Here is a 14,058-nt window from a genome sequence, read left to right as displayed (position 1 = left end):
AGGGCGACATGCTGTTCATGGCCGGCGGCGGGCGCACCACCCGCGTGCACGGGCCGTTCTGCTCCGACAGCGAGGTCGAGAGCGTCGTCGCCCACCTCAAGCGCCAGGGCCGCCCCGCCTACCTCGATGCCGTCACGGCCGACGACGAGGAGGGCGGCGCCAAGGCCGACAAGTCCGGCCGGGGCGACGAGATCGAGGTGGACGGCGCCGTCTTCGACGCCGGCAGCTTCGGCGAGACCGGGGGCGACCTCTACGAGCAGGCGGTGCAGGTGGTGCTGCGGGACAAGAAGGCCTCGACCTCCTACATCCAGCGCCGCCTGCAGATCGGCTACAACCGCGCGGCCTCCATCATGGAGCGCATGGAGACCGAGGGCTTCGTCGGCCCGGCCAACCACGCCGGCAAGCGCGAGATTCTGGTGGAGACGGAAGGGGCCTGAGGGCCGACCCGGGGCTGCGGGCATCCACTTACACCCAAAGGAGGAGGCGGTCCGGCGCGTCCGCGCGTGCAGATCTGAGCCGCGCGGGTCGAACCCCGCGACCGGCCCCCGCGCGGGTCGCCGGCCGAGCCGGTGCGGGATGGTGCGATGAAGCAGGACGAAGGGCAGCGGCTCGCGTTTCTCGACGGATGGCGGGGCGTCGCCATCCTCCTCGTCCTCGTCGGCCACTTCCTGTCCGACGCGATCCGGCCCGGGCTGAGCACGCTCGGCGTCGACCTGTTCTTCGTCCTCTCCGGGCGGCTGATGGCCGAGATCCTGTTCGTCCGGCAGGTGCCGCTGCGGACGTTCCTCGTACGCCGCTTCTCGCGCGTGTATCCGGCCCTGTTCGTGTTCGTCGTCGCGACGACGGTCCTGTTCTACGGGAGCCCCCTGGGGCACGGCGTCGTGGCCGCGGCCTCGGCCCTCACCTTCACGGCGAATTACGGGATGATCTACGGCCACGTGATCGGCCTCCTGGATCACCTCTGGTCGCTCTGCGTCGAGGAGCACAGCTACCTGCTGCTCGCCTTCATCGCGACCGTGGTGGTGCGCGAGCCCCGCGGGGCGACGATCGTGCTGCTCGCCCTCGGCCTCGCGGCCATGGCGAACGGCATCGTCCGCGCGACCCTGGTGGAGCCGTGGTTCCCGAAGGTCGCGTGGCGCACGGACGTGCAGATCGCGCCCCTGTTCATCGCCGGGGGCTTCTACCTCGCGGCCCGCCGCCTGCCCGTGCTGCAGCAGGGCTGGATCTCCCCGGCCTGCCTCGTCCTCGGCATCGCCGTGAAGCTCGGCGTGGATCAGATCTTCGTGCAGTTCAGCCTGGGCACGCTGCTGCTCGCCCTGTCGATCGCGACGATCGACTTCGCCGTCGCGGGATTCAAGGCGTTCCTGGAGCCCCGGGCGCTGCGCCAGGTCGGCCTCTGGTCGTTCTCGCTCTACCTGTGGCAGCAGCCGTTCTACAAGCTGTCCCACACGGACGCCGCGCCGCTCGGCCTCGCGCTCCTGGCCGCCCTGTGCGTCGGGATTGCCAGCTACTACGCGGTGGAAGTGCCGATGCGCACGGCGATCAACGCGCGCTGGCGGGACCGGCTGCAGCGGCGCTCACGCGCGAAGCCACCCGAGGGCGGCATCCGGGCGGCGTGACCCGCCGGCAGGGGCTCACGGACTGTCCGGGCGCTGCGGTTTTTGAGGACGCTCGGACTCCGCGGCTGCCGTTCAGTGCATCGACCAATCCTTCCTGGCATGGATTCGCGTCCAGCGTCCGCGCCGCTTCCGGTAGACGTAGGTGTAGCCGAGCCTCGAAGGAGGGTGCCAGCTCGCGCGCGATCCCTGGAGGGCTCCTTCGAGGCCCCTTGCAGGGGCACCTCAGGATGAGGTGGGTGGATGGGATCCGCCCTGTGCTGGCTGCCTCCCACCCGCGACCTCATCCTGAGGTGCGCAGCGAAGCGGAGCCTCGAAGGAGAGCTCCAGAACCCGCGCGATCTCTGGAGGGCTCCTTCGAGGCCCCCTGGCGAGGGCGCCTCAGGATGAGGTGGATGGATGGGAGAGGCCCTGTGCTGGCTGCCTCCCACCCGCGACCTCATCCTGAGGTGCGTAGCGAAGCGAAGCCTCGAAGGAGCGCTCCTGCTCGCTCGCGATCCCTGGAGGGCTCCTTCGAGGGCCGCTGCGCGGCCGCCTCAGGATGAGGTCGTGCGGGGGAACCACGGTCCAGTCGGGCACGACCGTCGATCAGCGGCGTCGAACACGGTCTCCGGTGCGCCGGGTCGAATCAGGCCAAGCCGACGACGAGCGCTTGCACCGATGGGAGGCACCGGCCGAAGTCTCGCTCGCCGAGCAGGGTGGGGCGGGCGACGCCTCGTCCGCGACGCTCGAACGATGGAGCGCCTGCGGAGCCGCCCCCTCGCGGCAATCCGGGGCGCCGGCGCAGGCCCGGACCTAGCTGGGTCTGGCCTCCTCCAGCCGCGCCACGTCCTCGCGTCCCGAGGACGCTGCGAGCAGCGCCGCCCAGTCGTCGGGCGGGTTGCCCCTGTCCAGCATGCCCTTGAACACGTGATAAGCGTCTGTCTTCGCGCCGTAGGTCCGCAACGTGCTCCCGTCGTTCACCCAGGCGAGGATGATGACCTTCGCCTTGCTGTCGTAGCGGAAGAATACCCTGAACCGCCCGTTGCCGAACTTGGCCCGGAACCAGTGTTTCCGATCCGCACCGAGCGTTTTCCCCTGGCGGTACTCGGGTCGCGTCGGATCGGCCGGGATCGTTTCGAACAGGAGCCAGGACAGCATCGCGAGCAGCTTGGCCTGCGCCGTGCCCCTGTACCCCTTCGGATCGGCCGCCCTGGCCACCTCGACGGCCGTCGTCGCCCTCTCGAGCTGATCGAGCAGCAGGGGATGGGCGAAGATGGTCCAGCCGTCGATGATCATGGATCAGAGCGTCACGGCTCCGTCGATCTCCTCGTCGAGGTCGACCGTCATCCCGGCCGTGAGCGCGGCCATGCGCTCCGCCAGGGCGGCCGGGAAGGCCGCGAGCTTGCCGGGGTCGGCGGTGATGTCGCGCGCCAGGAAGCTCAGGAAAGCGTCGATCACGGGATCGCCCTCGTCATCCGCTCCGAGGAGGCTCACGCGGCCGCGGTCGTCGACAACGTAGGTGATCTCTCCGCCGTAGCTCACGCCGAGGGCCTGCCGCACGGCCTTGGGAACCGTCGTCTGGCCTTTTGCAGTGATCCTGCTTCGCTCGCGGACAAGGGCGGCCATGGCACGTTCCTCCAAACCGGAGTAAGGATTATTCCTTACTTTAAGAACCGAGGACCCGCAACGGTGCATGGCCGCCACGGGTCATAACGCCCCGTCAGCCTCAGCCAGCCGTGAAGCGGTAGGTCGTCGCGTGCTGGTAGCGCTCGCCCGGGCGCAGCACGGCGGACGGGAAGGCGGGCTGGTTCGGGGCGTCGGGAAACCCCTGCGTCTCGAAGCAGACGCCGTCCCCCGAGCGGTAGGTGCGGCCCGAGGGGCCGACGAGCGTGCCGTCGAGGTTGTTGCCGGTGTAGAGCTGCACGGCGGGTTGGGTCGTCGCGATCTCCAGGGTTCGGCCGCTCGCGGGCTCCGTGCAGCGGGCAGCCGGGCGCAGGGTGCCGGGGGTGCCGCGCAGCACGAAGGCGTGGTCGTAGCCCTTGGCCAGCACGAGCTGCGGGTCGCCGTCGCGGATGCGGCGGCCGAGCGGCACGGCCTCCCGGAAGTCGAAGGGGGTGCCGGCGACGGACCGGACCTCACCGGTGGGGATCTGGGTCGGGTCGGTGGGCAGGAAGGCGTCCGCCGCGAGGGCGACCGCGTGGTCGAACACGTCGCCCGTCCCCTCGCCGGCGAGGTTGAAGTAGCTGTGGTTCGTCAGGTTCACGACCGTGGGCCGGTCGGTCCAGGCCAGGTAGTCGATGCGCAGGGTCTCGTCGTCGGGAAGGCTGTAGGTCGCCGTCACGTCGAGGTTGCCCGGAAACCCCTCCTCGCCGTCGGGGCTGCGGTAGTGCAGGACGAGCCGGCGCGGCTCGGCCGCCTCCACGCGCCAGATCCGCTTGTCGAAGCCGTTCGGGCCGCCGTGCAGGGTGTGGGGCGCCGCGTTGACGGGGAGCCGGTAGGCCGTGCCGTCGAGGCTGAAGCGGCCCTCGGCGATGCGGTTGGCGAAGCGCCCGGTGAGCGCCCCGAAATGCGGGCTCCGGGCCCGGTAGCCCGCGAGGTTCGGCAGCCCCAACGCCACGTCGGCGAAGCGGCCCCGGCGGTCGGGCGCCGCGATGCGGGCGATCACCCCACCGTAATCGAGGATCTCGACCCGCAGCCGCCGGCTCTCCAGGGCGTGGGCCCGGACCTCGGCCCCGTCGACCCAGCCGTAGGCCCGCCCCGCCTGCACCGCCCCGACCATCCCTGCCTCCCCCGGCTCCCGCCTCGCGTTCCCCTGCCGAGGTAAGGCGCCTCAGGCCGCCGGCGATGCCGCCTCGGAGAGCTGCAGGCGGTGCAGGCGCGCGTAGGCGCCGGCCCGGGCCATCAAGTCTTCGTGACGGCCCGTCTCCACCACCCGGCCGGCCTCCATCACGACGATCTGGTCGGCCTCCCGCACGGTGGAGAGGCGGTGGGCGATGACGAGGGTCGTGCGGCCCCGCATCAGCCGGGCGAGCGCCGCCTGCACGAGGCGCTCCGACTCGGAATCGAGGGCGCTCGTGGCCTCGTCGAGGAGGAGGATCGGCGCGTCCTTCAGGAAGGCGCGGGCCAGCGCGATGCGCTGGCGCTCGCCCCCCGACAGGCGCCCGCCCGCCGGGCCAACCCGGAAGTCGTAGCCCTCCGGCAGGCGGCTGACGAAGCCGTGGGCGGCCGCGGCCTCGGCGGCCGCCGCGATCTCGGCCGGGCTCGCGCCGGGGCGCCCGAAGGCGATGTTCTGCGCGATGGTGTCGTCGAACAGCACCACCTCCTGCGAGACCACCGCCACCGCCCGCCGCAGGGAGGCGAGGGTCACGGCCCGCACGTCCTGCCCGTCGATGGTCACGCGGCCGCCGGTGACGTCGTAGAGGCGCGGCACGAGGTTGAGGAGGGAGGACTTGCCGGAGCCCGAGCGCCCGACCAGCGCCGTGGTGGCGCCCGCTGGCACCGCGAGGTCGATCCCCTCCAGCGCCGGCGCGTCCGGCCGGTAGCGGAAGCGCACGCCCTCGAAGCGGATGGCGCCGCGGGGCCCGGCCCCGCCCGCGATCGCGAGGGCGGGCGCGCCGGGCGCCTCGCGGATGGTGGGCGCCTCGTCCATCACCGCGAAGTAGCGCACGAGGGCGGCGGCCGCCTCCTGCAGGATGGCGTTGAGGGTGCCGAGCGCCCGGGCCGGCTGGGCGGCCAGCAGCAGGGCCGCCACGTAGCCGGTGAAGTCGCCCACGGTGCGCTCGCCGGACATCACCCGCTGCCCGACGAGGACCAGGACGCCCGCCACCGCGATGCCGCCGCCGACCTCGAGGAGCGGATCGAGGCGGCCGCGGGCGTTGGCGGCCTTCATCTTCAGGCGCCGCACGCCGTCGAGCGCCTCGGCGGCGCGGCCCTTCAGGTAGCCCTCGAGGGCGTAGGTCTTGGCGATGCGCGCGCCCGCGAGGCTCTCCGAGATCAGGCTCGCGGTGGCACCCATCTGCTCCTGGGTGGTGGTGGAGACGCGCCGCAGCTTCTTGCCGATCCGCCCGATCGGCCCGGCTACGAACGGCACCGTCACCGCGGCCACGAGCGTCAGCACGGGATCCATCCAGACGAGGGCCACCACGAGCCCGGCGAGCATCGCCACGTCGCGCAGGAGCACCGTCGAGATGCGGGTGAGCGCCTCCTTGATGAAGGCGAAGTCGGTGGTGAAGCGCTGGGTGAAGGCGGCCGGGCTCTCGCGGCCGAGCTGGGCGAGGTCGGATTCGATCAGGTGCCCGTAGAGGGCCGCCTGCATGTCGGCCTCGACGCGGGTGACGACGCGGTTCGTCAGCACGGTCTGCCCGAAAAGGGCGAAGCCCCGCACCGAGGTCACGGCGATCACGACGATGGGCCCGTAGGCGAGGGCGGCGCTATCCTTGTTGTCGAAGGCGTCGAAGGCGGCGCGGATCAGCACCGGGTAGAACCCGGTCGCCGCGCCGACGATCGCGATCAGCACGAGCACGATCCCGAGGGTCGCCCGGTGCGGCGCGAGCCAGTCCCGCCACAGGCGGCGGAGCAGGGGCAGGGTGTCCCCGGGCTTCAGCCGCGGCATGCCGGGCTCCGGGGGGCGCCGCAGGCCGGGCAGGGGGCGCCCCGCTCTGGGGAAGGGGCGCCGTGCGCCGGATCTGCGATCGTGTCGGTGCTCGGGCCCATGCCGCTCCGTTCCCGCGCCGGACCGCCCGGCGCGGGCGGAGCTTTAGCGCCCTTCGCCCCCGCGATGCCAGCCGCGATGGCCGTGGTGGCCGCCCATCGGGCGCGACAGCATCAGGGCCCGGCGCTTCTGGTCGGCATCGAGGCTGGCGTAGAGCGGCCCCGAGGCGTCGGCGAGCTTGCGCAGCGCCTCGCCGCGGGCGGTCGCCGCATCCGCCATGGCGCGGATCGCCGCCGGCGCATCGTCGGTCATGCGGGCCCGCCCGGCCCGCGCCTCCCGCTGCTCCCGGCGCTGGCGGGAGAGGCCACGGATCGCCTCCTCGACGGGCGGCCACAACTTCTCCTGGTCGGGCGTCAGTTTGAGGCCGGCATGGAGCGCGGCGATCCGGGCATCCGCGAAGGCGGCCCGGTCCTCGGGGCTGAGGTTGCTCCAGCGACCGTGGCCGCGCCGGCCGAAGGGACCCTCGTCGTCCCCGGCGGCGACGGCGCTCGCCAGGCCGAGCCCGGCGAAGCCCGCGAGCGCGAGGCCGGCCATGTGACGTCTGCGCATGGGAATCTCCATCAAGTGCGCGCGGCGCCGACGCGGAGGCCCCGGCGCCGGAGCCAGAATGGCCAAGCCCGCATGGCGCCGAGCTGTCCCGAACATGACAGGTTCGTCATGTTCGGGACTGGCACTTGTAACACTATTACATTAAAGGCCCCGGATCGGTCCCTCGGACGCCGGCGGCGCGTCCGCGGGCGCGCCGGACACGCGCAGGACACAGGCAGGACACGGGCCGAACATGCACCGGACACCACGCTGGACGGCGGCACTCCTGATCGGCTTCGCGGCCCTCTTCACTGCCCCGCAGGTCCGGGCCGCCGAGGGTCCGGTCCGGGCCGTGGCGAGCTTCTCGATCCTGGCGGATCTGGTGCGCCAGGTGGGGGGCGAGCACGTCGCGGTGACGAGCCTCGTCGGCCCCGACGCGGATGCCCACGGCTACAATCCGGCCCCGAGCGACTCCCGCACCCTCGCCCAGGCCCGGATCGTGATCGTCAACGGCCTCGGCTTCGAGGGCTGGATCGAACGGCTGGTGCGCGCCTCGGGCACGAAGGCGCCCGTGGTCGAGGCCGCCCGCGGCGTCCGCACCATCGCGGCCGACCACGCCCACAGCCACGACGGACCGGCCGGGCACGACCACGCCGACGCGCCGGACCCCCACGCCTGGCAGAGCGTCGCCAACGTCCGGACCTACATCGACAACATCCGGGCCGGCCTCGCCGCCGTCGACCCGGCGCACGCCGACGCCTACGCGCGCAACGCCGCGGCCTACCTCGCGGCGCTGGAGACGCTCGACGGCGAGATCCGCCGGACCATCGCGACGATCCCGCCGGAGCGGCGCCGGATCATCACCACGCACGATTCCTTCGGCTACTTCAGCGACGCCTACGGCCTCAGCTTCATCGCGCCCCTCGGCATCTCCACGGACAGCGCGCCGAGCCCTCGCGACGTCGGCCGGATCATCCGGCAGATCCGGCGCGACAAGGTGCCTGCCGTGTTCCTCGAGACCGTCGCGGATCCGCGCCTGATGGAGCAGATCGCCCGGGAGAGCGGCGCCCGCATCGGCGGCCGGGTCTATTCCGACGCCCTCTCGGGCCCGGCGGGCTCCGCCCCGACCTACCTCGACATGATGCGCACGAACCTGCGCGCCTTCTCGCAGGCGCTGGGGAACGGCTGAGGAGCCGGCCGCGCCCTCGCGAGCAACGGAGGCTGGCAGGGGCCGTTCAGCCGCCGGTCATCGGCGGGAAGAAGGCGATTTCCCGAGCACCGGCGATCGACGCATCCGGCTTGGCGTGCACCTTGTCGATCGCGGTGCGGACGATGGCCGGGTTCTCGAAGGCGTGGGCGTAGGATTCGCCCCGCCCCCGCAGCCAGGCGACGAGGTCCGCGACCGTCGCGACCCCGGCCGGCGGCGTCACCGTCTCCTCGGGACATCCGACGCGCTCACGCACCCAGGCGAAGTAGACGAGCCTCAGCATCCGGTCGGGCGTCCTCAGCGGGGATCATCGATGACGTGGCGGATCCCGGCCCGCATGTAGTCCCAGCCGGTCCAGAGCGTCAGGGCGGCGGCGAGCCACAGCAGCCAGAGGCCGAAGACCTGGGTGCCGGGCAGGATCGTCTCGCCGGCCGGGCCCGCGACCAGGAAGCCGAGGGCCACGAGCTGCAGCGTGGTCTTCCATTTGGCGACCCGGCTCACCGGAACGCCGACCTTCAGCTCCGCCAGGTACTCCCGCAGGCCGGAGACCAGCACCTCCCGGCACAGGATCACGATGGCGGCCCAGAGGTCGATACCCATGATGGTGCGGTCGGCGGCCAGCATCAGGAGGCAGGCGGCGACGAGGAGCTTGTCGGCGATGGGATCGAGCATGCGCCCGAGCGCCGAGGATTGGGCGTAGGCGCGAGCCACGTAGCCGTCGAGGTAATCGGTGATGGCCGCCGCCACGAACACCGCGAGGGCCGCGAACCGCGCCCCGATCTCGTCCGGCCAGAATAGGAGTCCCACCACGACCGGGACGGCGACCAGGCGGCCGTAGGTCAGGCAGTTCGCGAGCGTCCAAGCCTGCGACCGACGTCGGGGGTGGACGGCGTTCATCGCCGGCGTGAAATCATGGGCCGGCGGGGCCGTCAACCGCTCACGGGTCTCGTTCACGGCTCAAGCTCCCGCATGGAAGAAGTCGTAGACGGCACGGGCCGTGGCCGCGTTGACGCCGGGCGTCTTGGCGAGATCCTCGAGAGCCGCTCGCTGGATCGCCTTGACGGTTCCGAAATGATGCAGGAGCGCCCGCTTGCGGGTGGGACCGATGCCGGCGATCTCGTCGAGGGGGTTCCGGACCATCTCGCGCTTGCGCTTCGCTCGGTGGGTGCCGATGGCGAAGCGGTGGGCCTCGTCGCGCATTCGCTGCACGAAGTAGAGCGTCGGGTCCCGCGGCGGCAGCTTGAAGGGGGGCCGCCCAGGTACGAAGAAAGTCTCGCGGCCGGCATCCCGGTCGCGACCCTTGGCGATCCCGATGAGCGGCACGTCGGCGACGCCGACCTCCTCCAGGGCGGCGCGGGCGGCGTCGAGCTGACCCTTTCCGCCGTCGATCAGGACGAGGTCGGGCCAGGCCGGGAACGCGTCGGCATCCGCCTGCGGCTCCGGCACGGGCTCCGGTGCGCCCCCCTCCAGCGCCGCCTGGGCGGCCTCCCGGGCGGTGCGCGGCGCTTCCTTGACGAGGCGCTTGAAGCGGCGCTGCAGCACCTCGCGCATCATGCCGTAATCATCGCCCGGGGCGAGCTCCTCCGACTTGATGTTGAAGGTGCGGTAGTGCGTCTTCATGAACCCGGTCGGCCCGGCGACGATCATGCCCCCCACCGCGTTCGTGCCCATGATGTGGGAATTGTCGTAGACCTCGATGCGGCGGGGCGCGCGCTCCAGGCCGAAGGCCTGACCGAGGGCGGCGAGCAGCTTGCCCTGGGAGGCGGTATCGGCAAGGCGGCGTGCCAGGGCCTCCTTGGCGTTGCGGCGGGCGTAATCCACGAGGTTCCGCCGCTCGCCGCGCTGCGGCTGATGGATCTCGACCCGGTGCTCGACCCGGCTCGAGAGCGCCGCGGCGACGAGCTCGGCATCCTCCACGGCGTGGCTCGTCAGCACGATCCGGGGCGCGGGCTTGTCGTCGTAGAACTGGCCGATGAAGGAGCCGAGCACCTCATCCGGGCTCATGGAGCGGTCGGCCTTCGGGAAGTAGGCGCGGTTGCCCCAGTTCTGGAAGTTCCGGAAGAAGAACACCTCGATGCAGAACTGCCCGGCCTGCTCGTCCAGGGCGAAGACATCGGCTTCCTCCACCCCCTGCGTGTTCACCCCCTGGGCGCCCTGGATCGCCGAAAGCGCCGCGATGCGATCCCGGAAGCGGGCAGCGCGCTCGAACTCCAGCGCCTCCGAGGCCGTCTCCATCTCGGCGCGCATGCGGTCCTTCACGGCGTTGGACTTGCCGGCCAGGAAGGCGTTGGCGGCGTCGGCGAGGCCCCGGTAGTCGTCGAGGGCGATCTCGCCGGTGCACGGCCCGGAGCAGCGCTTGATCTGATAGAGCAGGCAGGGCCGCGTGCGGTTCTCGTAGTAGCTGTCGGTGCAGGTGCGCAGCAGGAAGGCGCGCTGCAGGGCGTTGACGGTCCGGTTCACCGCCCAGACGCTGGCGAAGGGCCCGTAGTAATGGCCCTTCCGGCGCCGGGCGCCCCGGTGCTTGACGATCTGCGGCGCCTCGGAGTCGCCTGTCACCAGGATGTAGGGGAAGGACTTGTCGTCCCGCATCAGCACGTTGAAGCGGGGCTTCAGCTGCTTGATGAGGTTCGCCTCGAGGAGCAGCGCCTCGGTCTCGGTCGCGGTGGTGACGAACTCCATCGCCGCCGTCTGCGAGATCATGCGGCTGATGCGGTTCGAATGCGCTTGACCGCGGGCGTAGGAGCCGACGCGGGCCTTCAGGTTCTTGGCCTTGCCGACGTAGAGCACGTCGCCCTTGGCATCGAACATCCGGTAGACGCCGGGTGAGGTCGGGAGGGTCGTCCAGAACCGGCGGATCACCTCGGTCCCGGCCGTGACGGCTCCGGGCTCGAAGTCGAAATCGATTTCGGGAGCCTCGTCGAGCGGCGCCGCGTCGGAGACGTCCTCCGGGCCCTCGCCGTCGTCGAACGTGTCCGGGGGCAGGTCTGACGGGGCTCTGCGGCTCATCCCGGAGATGTAGGCGCCGGCGAATCGGCTGGGAAGGGGCCGCAGGGGCGGCGCCTCAGTCGAACAGGGCGTCGATATCGTTCTGGTCGACGTGACCGATGTCGTCGGCAAGCTTGGGACCGTTGAGGAGCGAGCTCTCGTCGTCCGGATCGGCGGTCGGGGCGACGTCGCCCACGAAATCGCGGAAGCTGTCCAGGCCGCTCCAGACCGCGATGACGCGATCGAGGTGGTCCTCCACGAACTTCATCACGTTGACGATCTTGCTGATCCGCTGGCCGGTCAGGTCCTGGAAATTGCAGGCCTCGTAGGCGACGATCACCCGCTCCAGGACGATGTCCACCTGCTCCTGCGATCCCTTGGTGAGGCGCGCGGCGCGCAGCATGTTGGCCGCGCTCTCGATATCCTCGATCGCCCCGAGGAGCGTTCCGGTCGCGCGCTCGGTCGATTCCACCACGGCGTCGAGCTCGTCGGCGGCGCGGCGCATGCCCTTGCCGTTGTTCTCCGACCGGTGGAGCGCCGCGATCTCCTCCTTCGTGCGAGTGATCGCTTCCTTCATCAGGTCGAGCTCGCCGCGCATCGCGAAAGCTTCGTTCAGCTCCCGACGGCAGGCCTCGATGGTCTCCCCGGCACTCGCCTGCGTGATCCGGCGCAGGTCATGGATCGCGCTGAGGATCTCCTCGATGCGTCCGGAATCCGCCGGCGCGGGACCGTTCTCGACCGAGGCCGGCGCGAGCCCGAGGGCATCTTCGATGCGATAGCGCTTGTGGTTCATCGGTTCGGATCGGCAGCCTGAGTCGTCGATGGAGCATGGTCCGAACTGGTTGCCATTTGCTGAACGGCGTCGATGCGACGGGTTAGATTTACGGCCCGTTCACGCTGAACGGAATGCGGGATCGCGCGGCGCCGCAGAGCTGAACGATTCACCACGTTCCTTCATCCGATTCTCGCCGATCGAGCGCGATCGTGCCTCCCGGAGCGGCCTCGCTGAGGCGTCCGTCGGGCACTTCGGAGGATCGGAACGATGCACGGTCAGTCGATGGGGGGGTGGGGTCGTGGGCGCCTGCTGATCGCCGCGCTCGCCGCTACGGCCTGGGGCGCTACGGCCCAGGCGCAGGAAGCGGGCCGCTACGGCGGCGGCCTGATCGAGTTCCTGGTCACCGGGCAGGGTGCCCGCCCGGCCGCGCTGCGCCCGAACCCGGGCGCGGCGGGCAGCGGCCTGCCGACGCATTCCGCCGCCTACGGATATGGTGGAGCCGTGCCGGCACGCCTGCAATCCGGCGATCCGCTGCCTCCGGGCTATGGGGAGCCCGAGCCGGTGCGGGCGCAGGCCGTCCCGCCTCAAGCGACGGAGGCACAGCGCATCGCCCGCGCTCCGGATCCGCAATATGCCAGGCAGGTCGTCGCGTATCCGGGCGCGCATCGCGCCGGGACGATCGTGATCGATACCCCTTCGCGCTTCCTCTACCTCGTCCAACCCGGCGGCCGTGCCATCCGGTACGGCATCGGCGTCGGCCGGCCGGGCTTCGCCTGGTCCGGTCTCAAGACAGTCAGCGCCAAGCGGGAATGGCCCGATTGGACGCCGCCGCCCGAGATGCTCCGACGCCGTCCCGACCTCCCGCGACACATGGATGGCGGCCCGGAGAACCCCCTGGGCGCCCGCGCCCTCTACCTCGGTTCTTCGCTCTACCGCATCCACGGCACCAACGAGCCGCACACGATCGGCCAGTCGGTCTCGTCGGGATGCATCCGGATGATGAACGAGGACGTCATCGACCTCTACGAGCGGGCTCCGGTCGGCACGCGGGTCGAGGTCCTCTGAGCGCACGCACCGGCATGAAGAAACCCGGCGTCGTGGAGACGCCGGGTTCCATCCGTCCTCGTCCTCTCAGCGGTGCGGTCAGGCCCAGTCGCTGTCGTCCCCGCCGCCGAGATCACCGTCGAAGTCGCCGCCCGAATCGTTGTCGAAGCTGGCGTCCTGGAAGTCGGAGCCGCCGCCGAGAGGCGCACCGAAATCCTGCGTACCCCCGGCATCCGAGCCGAAGTAGTTGTTCTCGATCGTGGTGCCGCCACCGCCGAGGCCCGCAGCCGCGGCGCTGCCGAGCTGCGAGTGTCCGCCCGCGAACGCGTTGGACAGGGCGCTGCCTAGCAGCATGCCGCCGGCCGCGCCGGCCGCCATCGGCAACGCGTTGGCGAGGAAGCCGCCGCCACGCGCCGGAGCCGCCTGCTGACCCGCCCAGGGGCCGCCCTGCTGCGGATAACCCTGCTGCGGGTAGCCCTGAGGTCCGCCATAGCCGCCCTGCTGCGGATAGCCCTGCTGCGGTCCGCCCGGGTTGCCCCAGGGCTGGCCGGACGGGCGCTGCTGGGGCTGCTGCGGGGGCTCCTGCCGCGGTCCGCCACTGCCGAAGATGCTCGACAGGAAGCCGCCGCCACCCTGTTGCTGGGGCTGCGAGGCCTGGGCGCGGCGCGCCTCCTCCAGTTGCTGGTTGAGGCTCTTGATCGCCTCCTCCTGCACGTAGACGAGCTGTGCGAGGGCGTAGGGGGCATAGGGCTGGGCGCGGATCCTGTCGGCGATGAAGCGCTCGGCGTCCGCGTCGCGCGGCTGGCCCGCGGCCTGCTCGAGGCGCTGGAAGATGCCCGAGATGACGTCGCGTTCTTCGCTGTTCATGGGTTCGTCCTCCTTGCCATGCCGGCGGACATCGACGCGCCGCCCATGCGGCCACGAGATGGGGAGGCGGCCCCGGTTTGTCAGGGGCCTCCAGCGAAACTTTGCGCTGACAGTCACGGGATTGATTGCACAGCGAAAAGCCCGACCTGCTCACGCAGGTCGGGCTTCACGCAGGGCCGCAGTCCCAGGCTGGGGGACCGGGCGACGACCCGGTCTGGTCTTAGTAGGAGCCGAACTTGTAGTTCAGGCCGGCGCGCACGACGGCGAACTCGGTGTCGTTGCGGCGGGCCAGCGTGCCGCCGACCACGGCCGAGTTGGCCACGGTGTAGACGGTGCCGTTCGG

The 14,058-nt window shown here is 71.3% G+C and carries 14 protein-coding genes and 1 pseudogene; 4 read left to right on the top strand and 11 right to left on the bottom strand.

All coding sequences use genetic code 11. From position 1 onward, the window contains the following. The coding region (locus tag ACLBXP_RS24970; protein ID WP_447670535.1) for a DNA translocase FtsK at positions 1–437 on the top strand (437 nt) is incomplete at its 5' end. Between the two features lie 147 nt (positions 438–584). Further along, positions 585–1,619: an acyltransferase family protein gene (locus ACLBXP_RS24965; RefSeq protein WP_447670534.1), complete on the top strand. Its 1,035-nt coding sequence runs from the start codon at positions 585–587 to the stop codon at positions 1,617–1,619. Positions 1,620–2,411: 792 nt separating this feature from the next. Here the strand turns inward: ACLBXP_RS24965 and ACLBXP_RS24960 are convergent. The 5 genes from ACLBXP_RS24960 to ACLBXP_RS24940 all read right to left on the bottom strand — a co-directional run bounded on the left by ACLBXP_RS24960 (position 2,412) and on the right by ACLBXP_RS24940 (position 6,858). After that, entirely contained in the window at positions 2,412–2,894 is a 483-nt protein-coding gene (locus ACLBXP_RS24960) for a type II toxin-antitoxin system YhaV family toxin (protein ID WP_447670533.1), read from the bottom strand. Positions 2,895–2,897: 3 nt separating this feature from the next. Continuing rightward, positions 2,898–3,224: a type II toxin-antitoxin system PrlF family antitoxin gene (locus ACLBXP_RS24955; protein ID WP_447670531.1), complete on the bottom strand. Its 327-nt coding sequence runs from the start codon at positions 3,222–3,224 to the stop codon at positions 2,898–2,900. Between the two features lie 100 nt (positions 3,225–3,324). Beyond that, a complete protein-coding gene (locus tag ACLBXP_RS24950; RefSeq protein WP_447670530.1) occupies positions 3,325–4,377 on the bottom strand; it encodes an aldose epimerase family protein in 1,053 nt (350 codons plus the stop codon). A gap of 51 nt (positions 4,378–4,428) precedes the next feature. Further along, on the bottom strand, positions 4,429–6,210 hold the full coding sequence (locus ACLBXP_RS24945) for an ABC transporter ATP-binding protein (protein ID WP_447670529.1): 1,782 nt from the start codon (positions 6,208–6,210) through the stop codon (positions 4,429–4,431). Between the two features lie 144 nt (positions 6,211–6,354). Then, positions 6,355–6,858: a Spy/CpxP family protein refolding chaperone gene (locus ACLBXP_RS24940; protein WP_447670528.1), complete on the bottom strand. Its 504-nt coding sequence runs from the start codon at positions 6,856–6,858 to the stop codon at positions 6,355–6,357. Between the two features lie 232 nt (positions 6,859–7,090). On the opposite strand from ACLBXP_RS24940, the gene ACLBXP_RS24935 reads away from it, so the two are divergent. After that, complete coding sequence (locus ACLBXP_RS24935) at positions 7,091–8,026, top strand: metal ABC transporter substrate-binding protein (protein ID WP_447670527.1); 936 nt, start codon at positions 7,091–7,093, stop codon at positions 8,024–8,026. Positions 8,027–8,072: 46 nt separating this feature from the next. Here ACLBXP_RS24935 and moaD read toward each other — a convergent pair whose 3' ends face one another. From moaD to ACLBXP_RS24915, 4 genes are read right to left on the bottom strand one after another with little or no spacing between them, the layout of a single operon-like run. Beyond that, positions 8,073–8,324 (bottom strand): molybdopterin converting factor subunit 1, encoded by a 252-nt coding sequence (gene moaD / locus ACLBXP_RS24930; RefSeq protein WP_447670538.1) that lies wholly within the window; start codon positions 8,322–8,324, stop codon positions 8,073–8,075. A 17-nt stretch (positions 8,325–8,341) separates the two neighbouring features. Next, on the bottom strand, positions 8,342–8,941 hold the full coding sequence (pgsA, locus tag ACLBXP_RS24925; RefSeq protein WP_447670537.1) for a CDP-diacylglycerol--glycerol-3-phosphate 3-phosphatidyltransferase: 600 nt from the start codon (positions 8,939–8,941) through the stop codon (positions 8,342–8,344). A gap of 60 nt (positions 8,942–9,001) precedes the next feature. Continuing rightward, a complete protein-coding gene (gene uvrC, locus ACLBXP_RS24920) occupies positions 9,002–11,050 on the bottom strand; it encodes an excinuclease ABC subunit UvrC (protein WP_447670526.1) in 2,049 nt (682 codons plus the stop codon). 55 nt (positions 11,051–11,105) lie between these two features. Further along, entirely contained in the window at positions 11,106–11,822 is a 717-nt protein-coding gene (locus tag ACLBXP_RS24915; protein WP_447670525.1) for a protein phosphatase CheZ, read from the bottom strand. Between the two features lie 249 nt (positions 11,823–12,071). Here ACLBXP_RS24915 and ACLBXP_RS24910 point away from each other — a divergent pair, with 249 nt between their 5' ends. Then, on the top strand, positions 12,072–12,869 hold the full coding sequence (locus ACLBXP_RS24910; protein ID WP_447670523.1) for a L,D-transpeptidase: 798 nt from the start codon (positions 12,072–12,074) through the stop codon (positions 12,867–12,869). A 78-nt stretch (positions 12,870–12,947) separates the two neighbouring features. On the opposite strand, the gene ACLBXP_RS24905 is transcribed toward ACLBXP_RS24910, so the two are convergent. Next, positions 12,948–13,715 carry a DUF2076 domain-containing protein gene (locus ACLBXP_RS24905; protein ID WP_447670522.1) on the bottom strand — a complete coding sequence of 256 codons (768 nt, stop codon included), beginning with the start codon at positions 13,713–13,715 and terminating at the stop codon, positions 12,948–12,950. A gap of 220 nt (positions 13,716–13,935) precedes the next feature. After that, a pseudogene (locus ACLBXP_RS24900) lies at positions 13,936–14,058 on the bottom strand (porin family protein); the annotation flags it as partial.

The organism is Methylobacterium sp. A54F (genome assembly GCF_053346035.1).
The sequence above is the reverse complement of the archived record's forward strand: the minus strand, read 5'-3'. Positions and strand labels throughout refer to the sequence as shown.